This window comes from Aeromonas sp. 602200 (genome assembly GCF_049173895.1).
Classification (GTDB): domain Bacteria; phylum Pseudomonadota; class Gammaproteobacteria; order Enterobacterales; family Aeromonadaceae; genus Aeromonas; species Aeromonas veronii_A.
Genome location: NZ_JAAKSL010000002.1, coordinates 92,715 through 110,960, shown reverse-complemented (window position 1 = coordinate 110,960; position 18,246 = coordinate 92,715). Strand labels below are relative to the sequence as shown.

Genomic DNA, 18,246 nt, shown 5'->3' with positions numbered 1-18,246 from the left:
ACAGGTAATTGTGATGAAACAGAGATTGAAAGCGGTGGCGCTGGCCATCGGGTGCGCGCTCACCGTCGCCCCGGCCTGTGCCGAACCGGTACAACTGACGCCACTGGATAAAACCTTCACCCTGCAGGTGCTCGGCAGTGGCGGCCCCATCTCCGACGACCTGCGTGCCTCCTCCAGCGAGGTGATCTGGTGGAAGGGGAAATCCCGCATCCTGATCGATGCCGGTGGCGGCGTCTACCTGCGCTTCGGCCAGGCGGGGGCCAAGCTCGAAGAGGTCGATTTTATCGGCATCACCCACTTTCACACCGATCATGTGACCGACCTGCCCGCCCTGCTCAAGGGGGCCTACTTCTTCGAGCGCAGCGATCCGCTGGATCTGGCGGGGCCAGAGGCCGGCTCGGCCTTCCCCAGCATGAGCGGCTACTTTGATGCCCTCTTCAACAAGGACAAGGGCGCTTATGCCTACCTGAGCGGCTTCAAGGATGGCACCGATGGCCTCTTCCCCATCACCTTGCACGATGTGCCCTACCAGAGCCCGCAGCCCCACACCGTCTATCAGCAGGATGGGCTGACCATCACCGCCCTCGGCATCCCTCACGGTGACGTGCCCTGTCTGGCCTATCGCATCGAGAGCGCCGAGGGAACCATCGTTATCTCTGCAGATCAGAACGGCAGCAACCCGGCCTTTGTGCCGTTTGCCAAGGGGGCCGACATTCTGGTGATGCCGCTCGCCATCCACGAAGGGGCCGACCCTGTCTCCGCCTCGCTTCACGCCAAGCCGTCGGTGGTGGCCAAGATTGCCGCCGAGGTGAACCCCAAGCTGCTGGTGCTCAACCACTGGATGGGGGTCGGCCTCAATCACAAGAAAGAGGCGATGGCCATCGTCAAACAGCAGTTCCACGGCCAGATCGTGGCCGCCCGCGATCTCTCCAGCTACCCCGTTTCATCCGTCAAGGAGTCCGCCCATGAGTAACTCAAGCAGCAACAAAACCACCGGCAAACTGACCCTCTCCATCGCCATGACCAGCCTGATTGCCCTCACTCCGGGGCTGGCGCTGGCGGCCACCCCGAGCGATGCGCCGGTCAAGGCCGCCCCCAGCGAACAGCACGGCGGCAAGTGTGCGGCGGGCAAGTGCGGCACCGAGAAGCGCTTCGAGAAGCAGGCCCTCGACAGTGATCCGCAGGGGCGGCTGGTGCGCGCTCGCGATGGCAAGTGTGGCGTGGTGGGAGAGGGGATTGATGGCAATACATCCAGCCAGGGCAGCAAGATGACGGAGGGGGTATGCGGCCAATAAGCTCCCGCAGTCGGGGGATCGGGCTGCGTCAGGAGCATCTGGATGCGCTCTGCTCCGGCCCCGTCCGCCCCGGCATCGACTTTCTCGAGCTGGCGCCGGAGAACTGGATGGCCATCGGCGGCGCCAGGCGCGAGCAGTTGCACCGGATCGCCGAGCGGTACCCGCTGGTGGCCCACGGCCTCAGCCTCTCCCTCGGCGATTGCCAGCCCCTCAATCGCACCCTGCTCAGCCAGATCCGCACCTTTCTGGACGAGTTCGGCATCGAGATCTACAGCGAGCACCTGAGCTTTTCCCGCGACCAGCAGGGTTATCTCTACGAACTGCTACCGGTGCCGCGCCAGTGGGAGAACATCCCCTATCTGGCCGAGCGGATCGCGCAGGTGCAGGAGGCGCTGGCCCGCCCGCTGGTGCTGGAAAATATCTCCTACTACCACGGCTATGACCACGAGATGCCGGAGGAGGATTTTCTCGCCGAGCTGGTGGCGCGCAGCGGCTGCGAGCTGTTGCTCGATATCAACAACGTCTTTGTGAACAGCCGCAACCACGGTTACTGCCCCAAGCGGATGATTGCCGGGCTGCCGAGCAGTGCGATCAGCTATTTTCATATCGCCGGTCATCTGGAAGAGGCGGATGGCACCTTGCTGGATACCCATGGCAAACCGGTGTGCGAGGCGGTGGTAGCGCTGGCCCGTTATACGGTGCAGACCCACGGCCTGCGCCCCCTGCTGCTGGAGCGGGATCACCATCTGCCACCGCTGGCAGAGCTGGAGGCCGAGCTGGCGCGGGTGCACGGCGCCTGTTGCGAGGCGATCGACAGTCAGGTGCGGGAGGTGCGTTATGGGTAGACGGTTATCTCTGATCACTGCGCCCAAAACGGCGCCGCAGCGGATGCAGCTGCAGACCGCCTGGCTGGCGAGCCGGGTGCGGCTGCCGCAGGATGGCATCGCCAGCCACTATGCCCGCAGCGTGCGTGCCAATGTGGCGTCGGTGCTGGAGAGTGCCTTTGTGCTCACCCACGCTCATTGGGCGCCGGTGGACAGGTGGCTGCTGGTGGAGGGCTTTGTTATCCAGCACGGCGCCGAGACCCCCGAGTTTCACCATATCGCCACCGAGTTTGTCCGCTATGTGCAGCATCGCCACAGTGAGGGCTCTCTCAACTGGCCCAAGCAGCGGCTGGCGCTGCTGGAGTACGAGTGGGCCTGCCTCTGTGTCGAGATTGATGAAGGGGTGGTGCCGCAAGTTATATCGGGGGTTGAGGTGACGGCGGAGAGTCCGCTTGTGCTCAATCCCACCCTGCAACTGCTTGAGCTCCCCTTTGCCATTCGTCGCAGCGGCGTGGTGCCGACCCGGCAGGGCAACCACTTCTATGGCCTGTTTCGCAGCCCGGAGCATCAGGTGGTGACCCAGCGGTTGCGCGAATGGGACGTGGCGCTGATCCAGTTGCTGCAACAGCAACCGGGGATCACCCAAGCCGCGTTCCTGCAACAGGTACAACAGGTTCGCAGCGACTTTGATCTGAGCGAGTGGGCACGCCATTTTCACCGGCTGGGTCTGCTGACCTTGCCCGTCTGTGAGCGCCAGACTGGCACTCCCTTGCCCTCATTTAGCAAACACCAAGGAGAATTCCCATGAACAACACCCTGATCCAGTGGTACGAGCGGGCGGTAGCCCAGTGCAAGCGGCTCGATTTTCTGGCCCTGCTGGCCATTCGCCTCTATCTCATTCCGGTCATCTATGTGGGGGCCCACTCCAAGGTGATGGGGTTTGCCGGCACGGTCGCCTGGTTTGGTGCCCCGGTCTCGGAAGGAGGGCTCAACCTGCCGTTCCCGACCCTGCTCGCCTTTCTGGCGGCGGGCACCGAGGTGCTGGGTTGCATCTGCATCGCCCTTGGCCTCTTTACCCGCATCATGGCCATTCCCACCATCTTTCTGATGAGCGTGGCGAGTGCCATGGTGCACTGGAAGCACGGCTGGGATGCCATCGCCACCGGCAGCATGGAGGCCACCTTGCGCCTCAACGGCTTTATCGAGTGGCTGGCGGCGAACTTCCCCGGTCGTTACAACTACATCACGGAGCTCGGGGATCCCGTGATGCTCAACAACGGGATGGAGTTTGCCGCCACCTACTTCGTGATGCTGCTGGTGCTGCTGGTTTACGGCGGGGGCCGCTACGTCAGCCTCGACTACTGGCTCAAACGTGCCGTGACCGGCAAAGCAGGCGTGCAACAGGCGGCATAAGGCTTGCCCACGGATAACAAAAACCATAACGACAGAGCGTGAAAAACAGCGAGCGGCCGAGGGCCGCTCGCTGTTTTTGTGCTGTGTGGGGAGAGTGTCAGCTGCGTCAGCCGCTACTGGTAGCGGCCGACTGCGATGGGGGACTCCTGCTCAATCTGGCCAAGGCGCTCGGCCCACTGAGCGAGCCAGGCTTCCCGCTCTTCTTGCGAGACCCGCACCGGTGCATAACAGATATGGGGGCGCAGCACATCGAAGCCGACAAATTGCAGGATCCCGCGCTGGATGGGGCGCAGCACCCCGTCGATATCGCCGTTGAAGCCGTCGGGCAGATAGGTCTCGGTAGGGCCGCCGGTGGTGAGGCTCAGCAACGCCCGCTTGCCGCGAAACTTGCCGCTCTCGTAGATATGACCCTGACCGTAGACCCGCCCCATGGCAAAGACTCTATCCACCCACCCCTTGAGGATGGCGGGCAGACCAAACCACCAGAGCGGGAACTGGAAGATCAGCAGATCGGCCGCCTCCAGCTTTTGCATCTCCTGCTCCAGCAGCGGGGCGAAGCTGCCCTGCTCGGTGGCAGCCAGTTCTTCAAGCTGCAGCTTGAGAAAATCGGGATCGCTGGCGGCGGTGAAGTTGCGCCGATCCGAGACGGGATCAAAGCCCATGGCATAGAGATCGCTGGTCATCACCGTGTGGCCCGCCTGCTCCAGCGCCCTGATGGCGTGGCAGAAGAGGGCACCGTTGAAACTTTTGGGTTCGGGATGGGCATAGACGATAAGCACCTTCATAACAGACTCCGTGGCAAATGATGCGAGGGTGACAGGCTTGGTTACTGAAAAAGTGACTGAAACAGTTGCTGAAATAGTTGCCGGGTTGACGCTGTGTCACAGCATAGAAGCCTGCCGCACCGATTGCAGCAGGCGCCACGCCCTTGCGTGACGCCTGCTGGCGCAGCTTATGCCTGACAGGCGGCGAGCCGGACGGCTTCGCGGCGCTCGCTGACATGGGTCAGTCCGTAGGCCAGCAGTACGATAAGGGCGCCGATCCAGGGGGTGTGCATCAGGCCGAGGTGCTCCACCACCAGGCCACCGACGACGGAGCCCAGCGCGATGCCAACGTTGAAGGCGGCGATATTGAGGCCGGAGGCCACATCCACCGCCTTGGGGGTGTGCAGCTCGGCCTGTTTGACCACCAGCACCTGCAGACCCGGCACGTTGCCGAAGGCAAAGGCGCCCCACACCAGCACGGTCAGCACGGCCAGCACCGGATGGGGGGCGGTGAAGGTGAGGGCCAGCAGCACCAGCGCCAGACCGGCAAACAGCAGCTTGAGCGCCGGCAGGGGACCCATCTTGTCGGCCAGCTTGCCACCCCAGATATTGCCGATGGCGACCGATACCCCGTACACCAGCAGGATCAGGCTCACCGCACCGGCGCTAAAGCCGCTCACCTGCTGCAGGATGGGGGCGAGGAAGGTGAAAGCGGTGAAGGCGCCGCCATAACCGAGGGCGGTCTTGGCGTAGACCAGCAGCAGCGGCTTCTTGGTCAGTACCGAGAGTTGCTCGCGGATGGTCGAGGCTGCTCCCTTGGGCAGGTTGCCCGGGATCAGCAGCAGGCTACCCACCATGGCGATGAGGCCCAGCAGGCTTACCACCAGAAAGGTTTCACGCCAGCCAAAGACCTGACCAATCCAGGTGCCGAGCGGTACGCCTGTCACCAGCGCCACGGTAAGGCCGCTGAACATGATGGCGATGGCGCTCGCTGCCTTCTCTTTGGCCACAAGACCCGTGGCGATGGTGCTGCCTACCGAAAAGAAGACCCCGTGCGCCAATCCGGTCAGGATGCGGGCCACAATCAGGCTCTCGTAACCGGGGGCCTGCCAGGCCAGCAGGTTGCCGGCGGTAAAGAGCGCCATCAGCCCTACCAGCAGCCACTTGCGCGGCACCTTGCCGGTGAGCGCTGTGAGCACGGGGGCGCCGATGGCTACGCCAAGGGCATAGAGGCTGACCAGAAGGCCCGCCGAGGGAAGCGAGACATTGAGCTGCTCGGCAATGGTGGGGATAAGCCCCACGATCACAAATTCGGTGGTGCCTATCGCAAAGGCACTCAGGGTAAGGGCAAATAACGCCAGTGGCATAACAACTCCTTGGTTAGGGACTCCCGACGGGAGAATGGCGCCAGTATGCCGATGGGTTTTGTTGGCAAAAATGACGGTGACATCAAATTACTTTTGCCAAATCAGCAGCAATGGCGATGAGTAGGAGGGGAATGGGAGAGACAAGAGTGGCCGCAAAGAGGGGGGAAGAGAGATGAGATCGAAGTGACTGGAAAGCAGAGACAAAGCGTGTTGAGCGAGTAGGGTATAAAGAGGAAACGGGGGCGGGGGTAATGGAAGGAGACAGGGTTGGCTGAACCTGCTGTGCGTGGGGGAATGAGCAACGAGTGAGATGAAAGGGCAAAAAAAGCGGGAGGCATGATACCTCCCGATTTTGCTGAAAAATGTCGTTGAGCGTTATTTGCACCCTTCTCCCGTCGGGAGAGGGGATAGTTCGCAGTTGCAATAGGCTCGTGAGAGTTGCCGGTATCCGCCGTCGAAGCAAGAGAGCCCATGTCTCCCTTCCCGTTTAATCCCAATCTGGTGCAAAGTCCGGGTTGGCGCAGCGCTCACCCCGATCCAGCGTGGCGATGGCGGCCATCTCCTCGCTGCTCAAGGCGATATCGAGAGCGGCCAGATTGGCAGCCTGATTCTCCCGCTTGGTGGAGCTCGGGATCACTGTCATGTCCTGCGCCAGCAGCCAGGCCAGCGACACCTGTGCAGCCGATACCCCGTGGCGTTTGCCAATCTCCATCAGCAGCGGCTCGCTCAGCACCTTGCCATAGGCGAGCGGCATATAGGCGGTGACGGCGATACCGTTAGCTTTGCAGAACTCGACCACCTTGCGGTTTTGCAGCAGGGGATGAACCTCGATCTGCTGGTGGGCGATGGCCCCAGGCCCCAAAATCTCGATAGCCTGTTTGAGCTGGGCCACGGTGAAGTTGGAGACCCCGATCTCCCGGGTCAGGCCCCGGGCCTTGGCCTCGGTCAACTGCTCCAGATAGACTGCCATCGGCACCTCATCCTTGGGGGAGGGCCAGTGGATCAGCGCCAGATCCAGATAGTCAGTGCCCAGTTTTTCCAGGCTTACCTCCAGGCTCGGGAGCACCTTGCCCGGGCCAAACTCGCTGGTCCACACCTTGGTGGTCAGGTAGATCTCGTGGCGGGCAACAGTGCTGCGGGTCAGCACGGCGCCGACTTCGGCTTCGTTGTCATAGATCTGGGCGGTATCGATATGGCGATAGCCCAGCTCCAGACCGTTGGTCAGGGTGGCAAGCAGCGGCTCGCCCTTCAGGCGGAAGGTGCCCAGACCCATGGGTGGCATATTGATCATCTTATTCCTCAATGGGGTGGTGGTTGGCCCTTGATGGGCTGAACAGAAACAGGCTCTAGGGCCAGTCAGGCGCCCAGTGGCTGATAGCGGCGAATGGTGCTGCTGGCAAACCAGGGCTCGGCCTTGGCGACAAATTCGGTAAAGTGGGGTTGGCCCTGATGGGCGGTGAGGGCCGCTTCGCTCTCCCACACTTCGTAGAGCATCCAGCTGTGGGGATTGTCCAAGTCTTGGTGCAACTGATAGCGCTGGCAGCCCGCCTCTTGCAGCGTGGCCGCAATCAGCGGCTCAAGGGCGGCGCGAAACTGGGCGGCGAATTCGGGTTTGGCTTCAAGCTGGGCAATCACAATCACGGGTGATGACATCTGAACCTCCTTGGCAAAAACGAAGGGTCAGTATGCCTGTCGTGACTTGCTGGAAACAGGGCGCTGGTCGCAAAACAGTATTGAGGGGAGAGCAGCAATGGGGTAATCCAGGACATATAAGAGGAATACGCTAATGACCTCATTACACGAATCAACAATTTATTTTTTTAGTTTCTAAGTTTCGACCTATTCTGATTGCAAGCGTCAGGATCTTATGTGCTTCTACATAAGCTTCGATTGTAGGTGATTTGCTGAATGTTCCATCCATCTTAACATCTTGAACTATTGCATCTACTAAATGATGAAAGTTAATAATTTGCTTCGATGTTTCATGATCTACCACGCCCAAATGTTTACAGTTTTCTTGATATACTCTGGAATAATGAGGCGGGATATCGGAGGCTAATATGTATGTATCATCTGGATTTTCTTTTAAATGAGCAATGGCGTTATTGATACTGTCAAGAAACCCTCTTGTTTCCATTAAATTAAGTAATGCGGATATTTCGGTAATCAGAGATCTTGTAATTTGTAATGAAAACATTTTCTCTTTTTTACGTTCAATTATGCTAGAAGTAATAATTGAACTGAGCGAACCCAAAACTGCACCGCCAAGGGCTGCAATAACTGGAATCCATTCGTTCGATCCTTTACTTCCAATAGCCTTGATTGATTCAGTTACAAGATTAATTTCTTCTGGGCTCATAGAACACCTTTTATAAAATTGCCATATAGATGGCATGATATTCTACTGTAATTACCTTCAAAATAACACCTTGAAATTTTGATGCAATCTGACAGCCATCTGCATCTGCAATAGAATGTAATAATATTTGTTGGGAACTGTGTCTTAAATGCCATGATTAAGTCAAGAACACGTAATATGAAATGAACACTTCACCTGTTTTTTTCAAAAAAACGGTTCGGTGTTTTCTTTTATAAACCTTTCGGATATGTAGTAGAGAACGATATTATGAATAATATGGATGTAGATTGTTTCACTTCGTCCAGTATTATCAGGCGCTAAATAGCTGTTCCGAATAATAGATCACTGCACTCGTACAGCTTCTACAAGTGACATTGAGCACGCATCGTGCGCTAAGCCTTGTCACTTCAGGCTTTCTCGCCAGATTGCACAAATGCCTTACGCCACAAGGCTTCCGGCAAGATGGAGCACTATTAGGATCAGTTATTTAGCTTGCACCGACCAGACCGCAAACTCATTGCCGCTGGGTTCAACGAAGTGGAAACGGCGTCCACCGGGGAAGTCGAATAGTGGGCGATTGATGGTGCCACCGTGTTGGCTTACCTTGGCTTGGGTCGTTTCAATATCGGCGCTGTAGTCGGGGCCGTAACCGACAAACTGCCAGCCAAATACGGCCTGAAAGAATGATTTGGTCGCGGCGAGATCCCTGGCCGCAAACTCCACATAGTTCAATTTTTCATGGGCTTTCATGCAGTTCGTCTCCCTCATCATCAGCATCGCTGGGTTCAGCAAGTTGTTCCCACGGGGTCAGTTTAAGCTGCTTGCGCCGTAGCCAGAGCCAAGATGCCATGGTCAGGCCGCAGAATCCCGCAAACAGGGCTGTTTGGCGCAGGGCAAACAGCGGATCTATCCCCATGGGGTGCCAACTGAAAAACCACATCGCCATGCCCCATACCAGACCAATGCCTACCCCGAATAGCAGAACGTTGGTTAGCCAACCCTCATAGTGAGGCGGTTTGACGGGATAACCGAACCTGCGCAGCAGTCTGCACAGCGGTGGATTGTAGTTGGCATGCCATACCCCTTTGTTAGCCAGCTCCTGATGGGCGGCGGCCAGCCGTTCTTCAAATGTCATGGTATTCATCCTTGTGAAATAAGTGGTGCCATACGGTGCTTTTCTGGCTGCATTGTACTGACAAATCGCGGGCATGATGTGGGCTCGCGGTCACGTTCTTTCTCTGTAGAAAAAAAGAACTGGCCTCACCGCACGCTTGCCAATCCACAGCGGCTGCGCCTATAAAGGGCCATTACTCTTGTCCGGATAACAGCAATGAAGACCCATTCTGATGAACTGACCCTGTTTGTGGCGGTGGTGGAGGCGGGCAGTTTTCGCCAGGCGGCGGAGAACCTCGGCATGGACAACTCGGTGGTGAGCCGTGGCATCAAGCGGCTGGAGGAGAAGCTCTCAACCGTGCTGCTCAATCGCACCACCCGCCGGGTCAGCCTGACCGAGGAGGGGAGCTGGTTCTATCAGCGGGCGGTGAAGATCCTGACCGAGATGAGCGAGGCGGAGGGGCATCTGCTGATGCGCCGGGAGCAGCCGGAGGGGATCTTGCGGGTCGATGCGGCCACTCCCTTTATCCTGCACCGGCTGGTGCCGATCATCGGCGAGTTTCGTCGTCGTTATCCTGCCATCGAGTTGCAGCTGCACAGCTCGGAGGGCTTTATCAATCTGATGGAGCGGCGGGTGGACATGGCCATCCGCATCGGCGAGCTGACCGACTCCTCCCTGCGTGCGCTGCCGCTGGGCCGTTCGCGGTTGCGGCTGCTGGCCTCTCCCGCCTATTTGAGCGAGCGCGGCACCCCGCGCCAACCGGCGGATCTGCTGAGCGGTCACGAGTTGCTTGGCTTTTTGCATCCCGATCACCTCAACCACTGGCCGCTGCTCAGTGCCGAGCAGGGTGATCGCTTTGCCATCACCCCCAGTCTGCGTGCCAGCAGCGGCGAAACTTTGCGTCAGCTAGCGCTGGCGGGGCAGGGGATTGTTTGTCTGTCGGATTTCATGACTGGGCCGGATCGGGAGAGCGGCGCGCTGGTGGAGGTGCTGGCCCGCAGCAACAGTGGCGCCTCGCGACCCATCAACGCGGTCTTCTACTCTGATGCCCAGCGGGATATCCGATTGCGGGTCTGGCTCGATTTTCTTAAAGAGCAGCTTGGCAGCCATACCCTGTAGTTCAGGTTGGTTTGTGCGGTTTGTTTGAACGGTTCGTCGCTGCGGTTTGCTTGGCGAAGAACAAGCCGCACCCTCGTTGCGGCCCATCAGCATTAGCCTGGCGGCAGATAAACAGACGGCCGACTTGAGGGTCGGCCGCCGGTTCGGGAAGGTGTGTGAGGTGAAGCGCAGTTAGCGGGGGGGGTTGCCCCATACCCAGCTGAGCAAGGCGCCGCCGATCACCGGCGGAATGGCCAGCAGCAGGGTCCACTGCCAGGAGAGGCCGCCGACGGTGGCGGCCAGTACGATGCAGGTGAGCACCACCAGTTGGGCCACCATCATCAGGAAGGTGCCTTCGCGGGGGGTCAGGGTCTCTTTTTGAGTGGCGACGTGGGCTACGGGCGCTTGATTGGTGGTGGGTTTCATGGCGATATCCCTCTGTTGAGTCTGATATCACTAAGCAATGGCCGTTCCACATTTTTTCATGTTAATTATCAATGACTTGCAAGTCTTGTCGTCATTCCCGTTTCGAGAGCGCAGGCAAAATGATTTGCAAAATGAAAACGCCACCCTGCGGTGGCGTCTTGGTTATTGAGAGGGAGAGGGGGAAGCGCCGGGCCTAGCCAATCCGGTATTGGCGGATCTGCTCGTCGATGGCTTTGGCCAGTTCGAACAGTTCGCGGCTGGCGGCATTGCTCTCCTCTGCGTGTTCACGCTGATGCTCGGCCACCATGGCGAGCTCGTCAAGCGCAGCTCTGGCTTGCCCCATCTGTTGATCCTGAGCTTGTGCCAGCGCGCTGATTTCGTTGAGTTCCCTTGCTGTCTGGTTAATTTGGCTGGTGGCATCGACCAGCACCTCTCTGGCTTGATGCATCCGGCTATAGCCCTCTTCGCTCAGGGTGTGGGAGCCTGCCATCGAGCTGCTGGCCTGCCGGGTACCCTCCTGCAGACGCAAGATAAGATCCTGCACATCCTTGGTGGCGGTCTGGGTGCGCACCGCCAGTTGGCGCACCTCGTCGGCCACCACCGCAAAGCCCCGCCCCATATCCCCTGCCCGGGCAGCCTCGATAGCGGCATTGAGGGCCAGCAGGTTGGTCTGGTTCGAGACATCGCGGATGAGGTTCATGATCTGGGTGATGTTGTTGCTGTCCTTGACCACCTCTTCAAGCAGTGCGGACGAGGTGCCGATGCTGCTGCGCAAAGTATCGAGACGATCGGCACTCTGGATCACATCCTGTTCGACACTGAGCATGTGGTCAGCGATGCGCCGGGTCACGTCGCTGACCCCCTCGGAACGGCTGGCGATCTGCTCGGCATTGCTGCCGATAGCAGCGACTACATTGGTCAGTTCTTGGATGCTCCTTGCCTGCTGGCACGCTTCTCCCGCCAGTGCCTGCGCCTGATGAAGGGTTTGCGAGGATTGGGCGGAGAGGGCACTCCCCGATTGTTGGAAGCGGGAGAAGCTCTGGTTAAGACTCTGGATCAGCCGGTTGAAGCTCTGGGCCATCTGGCCCAGCTCCGACTCGTCGGAGAAGTCGAGGCGGGTCGCCAGATCCCGATCGGCGGTGATGTGGTGCATGCCATCGGCAGCCTGACGAATCGGGCGACTGATGGAGTGAGCCAACCAGGCGGAGGCCAGCATCGCCAGAGTGCCGATGGCGAGCGACACCATGATGATTAGCTGGCGTGACTCATGTAATCCCTCTTCCAACTCGGCGCTGTTGATCTCGCCAATCAGCAGCCGGTTGAGGGTGGGGATGTAGCGTACAGCAAGAAGGTAGGTTTCTCCCTCCAGCGTCAGTGCCTCAACTGCCACCTGTTCCCCAGCCTTGGGGATAAGCCGTTTGACGGTATCGAGAAAGGATTGTTGATGGTGAGCGGCATCTTTTTGCTCCAGTGCGGGGTGGATCTCGATATTGCCTTCCATGTCCGCCAGATAGACCTGACCGCTCTTGCCGATCCGATAGCTGCTGATGAGCTTGCTCAGGGTGCTCATGTCGATGGAGGTACCGGTCACCGCCAGGGTATTGCCCTCGTGGGTGACGGCGGTGTTGATATAGAGGGAGGCTCGCTGGTTGAAATCGGAGATGTCGAGGTTCAGTTCGTAAGGTTGATTGCGCTGGAGAAAACCGTAAAACCACTCATCTTTCGGGTCTGACTCGCTCAGCGCTTTCTGGGCGGTGGGGCCGTCACTGAAGTTGAGCAAGGTGTTGGTCTGGCGAGGGGCAATAAAGACGTTACCGCCGAGACGTCGTTGCAGAGCCTGAAAGTAGCGCTCCATCTCGGGCCACTCAGCTTCTGGCATGCCAGCGGTCAGCCAGTCGATGACGAAGCTGTTGCTGGCGAGCGCTTGCGCCTCGGTCAGGTGCTGGGTCAGCTGGGCGGTCAGCTGGTTGGCAATGCGGTCCACACTGCTTGGCAGCTCATAGCGTTCGACCCGCTGCTGTGCCTGCGTGTGGGATATCTGCTCGAGGATCAGGGTGATGCAACTGATGGCGATAACCATCAGTATCGCTACGCCGGAGAGGATCCGGGTGCGGATCCCGAGCCCTGACCAGAGTGAGTGCAGTGTAAAACGGTGTATCGCCCTCTCCATATTTCTCTCCTCCATAAAGAAAGGCCGCATATGCGACCCAGATGATGATTATAGATAGAGAACTCAATTGTGTTGTGACGGTTGGTGAGAACAAGATTCACCAGATAAAAACAGGGGGAGCAACGGGAGGGGAGGGCCGGCAAGGGGTAGACAAAAAGAGGCCGACGTGATGGTCGGCCTCCTTGGTGTTTATCTCAACGGAATGTCGGGAGCCCGATCAATCCTCTTCAGCCCAACGGCGTGAACGCTCAACCGCTTTTTTCCAGCCGTTGTAGCGCTTGGCGCGATCGTCTCTGTCCATCTGCGGGATGAACTCGCGGTCCACGCTGAACTTGTCTTCCAGCTCGTCGGAGCTCTTCCAGAAGCCGACTGCCAGACCCGCTAGGAAGGCAGCGCCCATGGCGGTGGTCTCGATGCGGGTCGGACGTACCACCGGGGTGTGCATCATGTCAGCCTGGAACTGCATCAGGAAGTCGTTGGCCACGGCGCCGCCGTCTACCTTGAGGGCAGCCAGCTTGATGCCGGAGTCTTGCTGCATGGCATCCAGCACATCGCGGCTCTGATAGGCGATGGATTCCAGCGCGGCACGGATGATGTGGTTGCGGTTGGCGCCACGGGTCAGGCCGACCATGGTGCCGCGAGCATAGGGATCCCAGTAGGGCGCGCCTAGGCCGACGAAGGCCGGTACCAGATAGACGCCGTTGGTGTCACCCACCTTGGAGGCGAAGTAGTCGGTATCGCGGGCATCGTGAATGATCTTCAGCTCGTCACGCAGCCACTGGATGGTGGCGCCGCCCATAAACACCGCACCTTCCAGCGCGTAGTTCACTTCCCCTTTCGGGCCGATGGCAACGGTAGTCAGCAGGCCGTTGCTGGAGCGAACCGGCTCGGTGCCGGTGTTCATCAGCATGAAGCAGCCGGTGCCGTAGGTGTTCTTGGCCATCCCTTTTTCAAAGCAGAGCTGGCCGAACAGGGCAGACTGCTGGTCACCGGCGATACCGGCGATGGGGATGCGGGAGCCGCCACCACGGGTGGTGTAGCCGTACACTTCGGAAGAGGGTTTCACTTCCGGCAGCATGGACATGGGGATGCCCAGCTCGTCCAGCATCTTCTGATCCCACTTCAGCTCGCGGATGTTGTAGAGCATGGTACGGGAGGCGTTGGTCGGGTCGGTGACGTGCACTTCGCCATTGGTCATCTTCCAGACCAGCCAGGTGTCGATGGTGCCAAACAGCAGCTCGCCGTTCATCGCCTTCTCGCGGGCACCTTCCACGTTGTCGAGGATCCACTTCACCTTGGTACCGGAGAAGTAGGCATCCAGCACCAGGCCGGTGTTCTCGCGAACATACTCTTCCAGACCGCGTGCTTTGAGCTCTTCGCAGATGGCGGCGGTGCGGCGGCACTGCCAGACGATGGCGTTGTAGATGGGCTTGCCGGTGGCCTTTTCCCATACCACTGTGGTTTCACGCTGGTTGGTGATACCGATGGCGGCGATCTCTTCGCTGCGAAGGCCAGTCTTGGCCAGCACTTCGGTAAAGACAGAGGATTGGGTCGCCCAGATCTCCATCGGGTCGTGCTCTACCCAGCCCGCTTTCGGGTAGTGCTGGGTGAATTCGCGCTGGGAGGTACCGACAATATTGGCATCCTGATCAAACACGATGGCGCGGGAAGAGGTGGTTCCCTGGTCCAGAGCGACGACATATTTCTTTTCAGCAGACATGATGTTCTCCACGTTTCTATTTTCCACGTTTTTATACGTTGGAGGGGGCCGCTCTTATGCGGCAGCCTCTTCTTTGGCGGTTTGGGTCGCTTGCTCGGTGGTGACGACACGGTTGCCCGGGACGCAGGGAGCCAGCACTTTGACATACAGAGCGGTACCAATCTGGGCGCCAACGATGGGGCCAAGGATCGGAACCCAGAAGTAGGGGTTGTCACGACCACCGGTCAGGGCAACATCACCCCAGCCAGCAAAGAACGCGAACAGTTTCGGACCAAAGTCACGGGCCGGGTTCATGGCAAAACCGGTTAACGGGCCAAGGGAGGCACCGATCACCGCGATCAGGATACCGATCAGCAGGGCGGCAGCGAAACCCTTGGGGGCGCCGTTGTTGTTGTCACCCAGCGCCATGATGCCCAGCATCAGGACAGCGGTGATCACCAGCTCGACGGCAAAAGCTTGCATATTGGTCAGTAGGGCATTGGGGTAGGTGGAGAAGATCCCGGCGGTGCCGAGGCTCTCGACGCTGCCGCGCACCACGTTATGGGTCACTTCCCACTGGGTGAAAAGGTTACCATAAAGGAAGTAGACAAGGGCGGCGAAGCAGAAGGCACCGGCCATCTGGGCGATGATGTAGGGCACCACCTTGCGCTTGTCGAAACCGCAGAAGGTCATCAGCGCCAGGGTTACAGCCGGGTTCAGGTGAGCACCTGAAATGCCGCCGGTCACATAGATGGCGATGGCCACACCCAGACCCCAGGTAATGGAGATTTCCCACTGCCCGAAGTTGGCGCCTGCCAGCACCAGTGCCGCCACACATCCGACGCCGAAAAATATCAGCAGGCCGGTTCCGATAAACTCGGCGATGCACTCACCAAGCAGGGTATTGGGTCTTTGTATGCTCATACTTTTATTCCTTATATCCACCCGTAGAGGTTTGATGTTCCGTTCTATCTTTTTGTGTCTATCCGTTGCTGCCGAAAACGTTTCCTTGTTGTTTTTGCGTCTTGCGCAAACGATATGCTCGTTTGCGCTCGTTATCGGTCGTGACAGAAAATAACCCTTCCCGCTAATTTCACCATCCCCCCTCCATAGGAAATGTGGACAAGATCCCACTCATTGCTAAGAAAATGTGACGTAAAGCATCTTGATAACAGCCGCTTACCACTTAGGGGGTAGCTTGCAACCCTTGCCACACAAGGGCTGGCGCTTGCTGAGCAATTTCTCATTTGGAGCTTTTATTTGTAATAAAACTGCAATATTTGAGCATGCATCACAGATTAAATGAGCGCATATGAGCACAATTGGCTCGCTTGCGAATCGGTGGACTCACATGATTCGTCGGAATGGTCAGGGCATCCTCAACCGCCCATAACAACAATAAGGAAGCAGAACATGCTTAGTCTCTTCAGGCCTGCGGCGCACATCGACAGGCTCCCGGCTGACAAGGTCGACCCCTTCTACAAACGCATGCGTTGGCAGGTGTTTTTCGGGATCTTCTTCGGTTACGCCGGCTACTATCTGGTACGGAAAAACTTCAGTCTGGCGATGCCCTATCTGATCGAGCAGGGCTTCTCCCGTGGTGATCTCGGTTTCGCGCTCTCCGGGGTCTCCATCGCTTACGGTTTGTCCAAGTTCCTGATGGGGAACGTCTCTGACCGTTCCAACGCCCGTTACTTCCTCTCCGCCGGTCTGCTGCTCTCGGCTGCCATCATGTTCATGATGGGTACCATGCACTGGGCCACCTCCAGCATTGCCATCATGTTTGTGCTGTTGTTCCTGAACGGTTGGGCACAGGGCATGGGCTGGCCGCCCTGCGGTCGCACCATGGTGCACTGGTGGTCACAGAAAGAGCGCGGTGAAGTGGTTGCGGTCTGGAACGTGGCGCACAACGTGGGCGGCGGCATGATTGGCCCGCTGTTTATCCTCGGGATGGGCTGGTTCAACGACTGGCGCAGTGCCTTCTATGTGCCTGCGGCAGCGGCGGCCGCCATCGCGGTGATCGCCTTCTTCGTGATGCGTGATACCCCGCAATCGGTCGGTCTGCCTCCTATCGAGGAGTACAAGAACGACTATCCGAAGGATTACAACGAGAGCCACGAGCAGGAGTTCTCCGCCAAGGAGATCTTCGTCAAGTACGTGCTGCACAACAAACTGCTGTGGTACATCGCGATCGCCAACGCTTTCGTTTACCTCATTCGTTACGGTGTGCTGGACTGGGCGCCAACCTACCTGAAAGAGGCCAAGCACTTCACCGTCGACAACTCCTCCTGGGCTTACTTCCTCTACGAGTGGGCCGGTATTCCTGGCACCCTGCTGTGTGGCTGGATCTCTGACAAGATGTTCCAGGGCCGCCGTGCACCGGCCGGTATCCTGTTCATGGTGCTGGTGACCCTGGCTGTGCTGGTTTACTGGTTCAACCCGGCCGGCAACCCGACCATCGACATGATGGCGCTGGTGGCTATCGGCTTCCTGATCTACGGCCCTGTCATGCTGATCGGCCTCTATGCTCTTGAGCTGGCACCGAAGAAAGCTGCTGGTACTGCGGCAGGTTTCACCGGTCTGTTCGGTTATCTGGGCGGCGCCGTGGCAGCCAACGCCATGCTGGGTTATACCGTTGACCATTTCGGTTGGGATGGCGGCTTCATGGTGCTGACTGTCTCCTGCGTGCTCTCCATCATCCTGCTGGCGATGACCCTCAAGCATGAGAACATTGCCGTTGCGGCCAAGAAAGCGGCTGCCCATAAGGCATAAAACGTGATCCTCAGCTTATTGATCCCAAAGGGGATCAGGTAAACTGCCAAAAGGCCCCGCATCTGCCGGGGCCTTTTTTTGTCTCATCATCGGAGTGCAAGCGTGAAGCAAACCCAACGACATCTGGAGATCCTGGACGTCCTGACGCGGCAGGGATTTGTCTCGACCGACGATCTGGTGACCCACTTTGACGTCAGCCCCCAGACCATTCGCCGGGATCTGAACGATCTCGCCGAACAGAACAAGATCCGGCGCCATCATGGCGGTGCCTCCCTGCATTCGAGTACCGTCAATACCGCCTACAGCGCCCGTAAAGTGATGCAACTCAAGGAGAAAGAGCGCATCGCCCGCGAGGTCGCGGCCAATATTCCCGACGGCTCATCGCTCTTTATCGACATAGGCACCACCACCGAAGCCATTGCCCGCGCTCTGCTCGATCACCGCGAGCTGCGCATCGTCACCAACAACCTCAACGTGGCCAGCATTCTGACGGCCAAGGATGACTTCACCGTCATCATCGCCGGTGGCGAGATCCGCAACCGCGATGGCGGCATCGTGGGGGAGGCGACCCGCGACTTTATCGGTCAGTTTCGCATGGACTATGGTGTCATCGGGATTTCGGGGATCGACAACGACGGCTCCCTGCTCGATTTCGACTATCACGAGGTGAAGATTGCCCAGGCCATCATCGCTCACTCACGTCAGGTGTTCCTGGCCGCCGACCACACCAAGTTCGGTCGCAATGCCATGGTCAATCTGGGCAATCTCAGCCAGATCCACGCCCTCTTTACCGATCAGGAGCCACCGGAAAAGCTGACGCGATTGATGGCGCAACACCAGATCGCCTGCCACATCTGCTGACGGCGAAACACGCCAAGGCTGTGCCGGTCGCCCGTCAGGGCGGCCTCCTTTCTTTTTTTGTCTCCCATTCCTGCACTCATCTCA

Annotated in this window: 19 protein-coding genes; 8 read left to right on the top strand and 11 right to left on the bottom strand. The window is 58.6% G+C overall.

What is annotated here, in order from left to right; genetic code table 11:
• Nucleotides 1-13: 13 nt before the first annotated feature.
• From G5221_RS03600 to G5221_RS03580, 5 genes are read left to right on the top strand one after another with little or no spacing between them, the layout of a single operon-like run.
• Nucleotides 14-973 (top strand): MBL fold metallo-hydrolase, encoded by a 960-nt coding sequence (locus G5221_RS03600; RefSeq protein WP_042081514.1) that lies wholly within the window; start codon nt 14-16, stop codon nt 971-973.
• Nucleotides 966-1,295, top strand: a complete 330-nt coding sequence (locus G5221_RS03595) for a hypothetical protein (RefSeq protein WP_201995464.1) — start codon at nt 966-968, stop codon at nt 1,293-1,295. The genes G5221_RS03600 and G5221_RS03595 overlap by 8 nt, the downstream gene beginning before the upstream one ends.
• Nucleotides 1,283-2,140, top strand: a complete 858-nt coding sequence (locus G5221_RS03590) for a DUF692 domain-containing protein (protein WP_201995465.1) — start codon at nt 1,283-1,285, stop codon at nt 2,138-2,140. The genes G5221_RS03595 and G5221_RS03590 overlap by 13 nt, the downstream gene beginning before the upstream one ends.
• A complete protein-coding gene (locus G5221_RS03585; RefSeq protein ID WP_421262843.1) occupies nt 2,133-2,927 on the top strand; it encodes a DUF2063 domain-containing protein in 795 nt (264 codons plus the stop codon). Before G5221_RS03590 ends, G5221_RS03585 begins: the two co-directional genes overlap by 8 nt.
• Complete coding sequence (locus G5221_RS03580; protein ID WP_064338242.1) at nt 2,924-3,532, top strand: DoxX family protein; 609 nt, start codon at nt 2,924-2,926, stop codon at nt 3,530-3,532. The genes G5221_RS03585 and G5221_RS03580 overlap by 4 nt, the downstream gene beginning before the upstream one ends.
• A 113-nt stretch (nt 3,533-3,645) precedes the next feature.
• Here the strand turns inward: G5221_RS03580 and G5221_RS03575 are convergent, their stop codons facing one another.
• The 7 genes from G5221_RS03575 to G5221_RS03545 all read right to left on the bottom strand — a co-directional run bounded on the left by G5221_RS03575 (nt 3,646) and on the right by G5221_RS03545 (nt 9,157).
• Complete coding sequence (locus G5221_RS03575; protein ID WP_421206455.1) at nt 3,646-4,317, bottom strand: NAD(P)H-dependent oxidoreductase; 672 nt, start codon at nt 4,315-4,317, stop codon at nt 3,646-3,648.
• A 167-nt stretch (nt 4,318-4,484) separates the two neighbouring features.
• Complete coding sequence (locus tag G5221_RS03570; protein WP_201995468.1) at nt 4,485-5,663, bottom strand: MFS transporter; 1,179 nt, start codon at nt 5,661-5,663, stop codon at nt 4,485-4,487.
• Between the two features lie 487 nt (nt 5,664-6,150).
• Nucleotides 6,151-6,954 carry a 2,5-didehydrogluconate reductase DkgB gene (gene dkgB, locus G5221_RS03565; RefSeq protein WP_216953294.1) on the bottom strand — a complete coding sequence of 268 codons (804 nt, stop codon included), beginning with the start codon at nt 6,952-6,954 and terminating at the stop codon, nt 6,151-6,153.
• Between the two features lie 65 nt (nt 6,955-7,019).
• Complete coding sequence (locus G5221_RS03560; protein ID WP_064336428.1) at nt 7,020-7,316, bottom strand: putative quinol monooxygenase; 297 nt, start codon at nt 7,314-7,316, stop codon at nt 7,020-7,022.
• Nucleotides 7,317-7,467: 151 nt separating this feature from the next.
• Nucleotides 7,468-8,022 (bottom strand): hypothetical protein, encoded by a 555-nt coding sequence (locus G5221_RS03555; RefSeq protein ID WP_136501583.1) that lies wholly within the window; start codon nt 8,020-8,022, stop codon nt 7,468-7,470.
• Nucleotides 8,023-8,505: 483 nt separating this feature from the next.
• Nucleotides 8,506-8,772, bottom strand: a complete 267-nt coding sequence (locus G5221_RS03550) for a VOC family protein (RefSeq protein ID WP_421262842.1) — start codon at nt 8,770-8,772, stop codon at nt 8,506-8,508.
• On the bottom strand, nt 8,759-9,157 hold the full coding sequence (locus G5221_RS03545) for a DUF6404 family protein (RefSeq protein ID WP_216953297.1): 399 nt from the start codon (nt 9,155-9,157) through the stop codon (nt 8,759-8,761). Before G5221_RS03545 ends, G5221_RS03550 begins: the two co-directional genes overlap by 14 nt.
• A gap of 195 nt (nt 9,158-9,352) precedes the next feature.
• Here G5221_RS03545 and G5221_RS03540 point away from each other — a divergent pair, with 195 nt between their 5' ends.
• Nucleotides 9,353-10,255: a LysR substrate-binding domain-containing protein gene (locus tag G5221_RS03540; protein ID WP_042081961.1), complete on the top strand. Its 903-nt coding sequence runs from the start codon at nt 9,353-9,355 to the stop codon at nt 10,253-10,255.
• Nucleotides 10,256-10,426: 171 nt separating this feature from the next.
• On the opposite strand, the gene G5221_RS03535 is transcribed toward G5221_RS03540, so the two are convergent.
• From G5221_RS03535 to G5221_RS03520, 4 genes are all read right to left on the bottom strand, one after another.
• Nucleotides 10,427-10,660 (bottom strand): hypothetical protein, encoded by a 234-nt coding sequence (locus G5221_RS03535; RefSeq protein WP_323912228.1) that lies wholly within the window; start codon nt 10,658-10,660, stop codon nt 10,427-10,429.
• Nucleotides 10,661-10,853: 193 nt separating this feature from the next.
• Nucleotides 10,854-12,830 (bottom strand): methyl-accepting chemotaxis protein, encoded by a 1,977-nt coding sequence (locus G5221_RS03530; RefSeq protein ID WP_421262841.1) that lies wholly within the window; start codon nt 12,828-12,830, stop codon nt 10,854-10,856.
• A 217-nt stretch (nt 12,831-13,047) separates the two neighbouring features.
• Entirely contained in the window at nt 13,048-14,550 is a 1,503-nt protein-coding gene (gene glpK / locus G5221_RS03525; protein WP_266135069.1) for a glycerol kinase GlpK, read from the bottom strand.
• Nucleotides 14,551-14,604: 54 nt separating this feature from the next.
• Entirely contained in the window at nt 14,605-15,453 is an 849-nt protein-coding gene (locus tag G5221_RS03520) for an MIP/aquaporin family protein (RefSeq protein ID WP_005350866.1), read from the bottom strand.
• 489 nt (nt 15,454-15,942) lie between these two features.
• Here G5221_RS03520 and glpT point away from each other — a divergent pair, with 489 nt between their 5' ends.
• Nucleotides 15,943-17,301 carry a glycerol-3-phosphate transporter gene (glpT, locus tag G5221_RS03515; protein ID WP_005337540.1) on the top strand — a complete coding sequence of 453 codons (1,359 nt, stop codon included), beginning with the start codon at nt 15,943-15,945 and terminating at the stop codon, nt 17,299-17,301.
• Between the two features lie 102 nt (nt 17,302-17,403).
• Nucleotides 17,404-18,162, top strand: a complete 759-nt coding sequence (locus G5221_RS03510) for a DeoR/GlpR family transcriptional regulator (protein ID WP_005347045.1) — start codon at nt 17,404-17,406, stop codon at nt 18,160-18,162.
• Nucleotides 18,163-18,246: the final 84 nt, after the last annotated feature.

What these genes read in the sequence shown, in the direction of transcription:
- G5221_RS03585 (WP_421262843.1), top strand. Translation starts at nt 2,133, where the DNA reads ATGGGTAGACGGTTATCTCTGATCACTGCGCCCAAAACGGCGCCGCAG.
- G5221_RS03575 (WP_421206455.1), bottom strand. Translation starts at nt 4,317, where the DNA reads ATGAAGGTGCTTATCGTCTATGCCCATCCCGAACCCAAAAGTTTCAAC.
- G5221_RS03535 (WP_323912228.1), bottom strand. Translation starts at nt 10,660, where the DNA reads ATGAAACCCACCACCAATCAAGCGCCCGTAGCCCACGTCGCCACTCAA.
- G5221_RS03580 (WP_064338242.1), top strand. Translation starts at nt 2,924, where the DNA reads ATGAACAACACCCTGATCCAGTGGTACGAGCGGGCGGTAGCCCAGTGC.
- G5221_RS03555 (WP_136501583.1), bottom strand. Translation starts at nt 8,022, where the DNA reads ATGAGCCCAGAAGAAATTAATCTTGTAACTGAATCAATCAAGGCTATT.
- G5221_RS03545 (WP_216953297.1), bottom strand. Translation starts at nt 9,157, where the DNA reads ATGACATTTGAAGAACGGCTGGCCGCCGCCCATCAGGAGCTGGCTAAC.
- glpT (WP_005337540.1), top strand. Translation starts at nt 15,943, where the DNA reads ATGCTTAGTCTCTTCAGGCCTGCGGCGCACATCGACAGGCTCCCGGCT.
- G5221_RS03560 (WP_064336428.1), bottom strand. Translation starts at nt 7,316, where the DNA reads ATGTCATCACCCGTGATTGTGATTGCCCAGCTTGAAGCCAAACCCGAA.
- G5221_RS03520 (WP_005350866.1), bottom strand. Translation starts at nt 15,453, where the DNA reads ATGAGCATACAAAGACCCAATACCCTGCTTGGTGAGTGCATCGCCGAG.
- glpK (WP_266135069.1), bottom strand. Translation starts at nt 14,550, where the DNA reads ATGTCTGCTGAAAAGAAATATGTCGTCGCTCTGGACCAGGGAACCACC.
- G5221_RS03530 (WP_421262841.1), bottom strand. Translation starts at nt 12,830, where the DNA reads ATGGAGAGGGCGATACACCGTTTTACACTGCACTCACTCTGGTCAGGG.
- G5221_RS03550 (WP_421262842.1), bottom strand. Translation starts at nt 8,772, where the DNA reads ATGAAAGCCCATGAAAAATTGAACTATGTGGAGTTTGCGGCCAGGGAT.
- G5221_RS03595 (WP_201995464.1), top strand. Translation starts at nt 966, where the DNA reads ATGAGTAACTCAAGCAGCAACAAAACCACCGGCAAACTGACCCTCTCC.
- G5221_RS03570 (WP_201995468.1), bottom strand. Translation starts at nt 5,663, where the DNA reads ATGCCACTGGCGTTATTTGCCCTTACCCTGAGTGCCTTTGCGATAGGC.
- dkgB (WP_216953294.1), bottom strand. Translation starts at nt 6,954, where the DNA reads ATGATCAATATGCCACCCATGGGTCTGGGCACCTTCCGCCTGAAGGGC.
- G5221_RS03600 (WP_042081514.1), top strand. Translation starts at nt 14, where the DNA reads ATGAAACAGAGATTGAAAGCGGTGGCGCTGGCCATCGGGTGCGCGCTC.
- G5221_RS03590 (WP_201995465.1), top strand. Translation starts at nt 1,283, where the DNA reads ATGCGGCCAATAAGCTCCCGCAGTCGGGGGATCGGGCTGCGTCAGGAG.
- G5221_RS03540 (WP_042081961.1), top strand. Translation starts at nt 9,353, where the DNA reads ATGAAGACCCATTCTGATGAACTGACCCTGTTTGTGGCGGTGGTGGAG.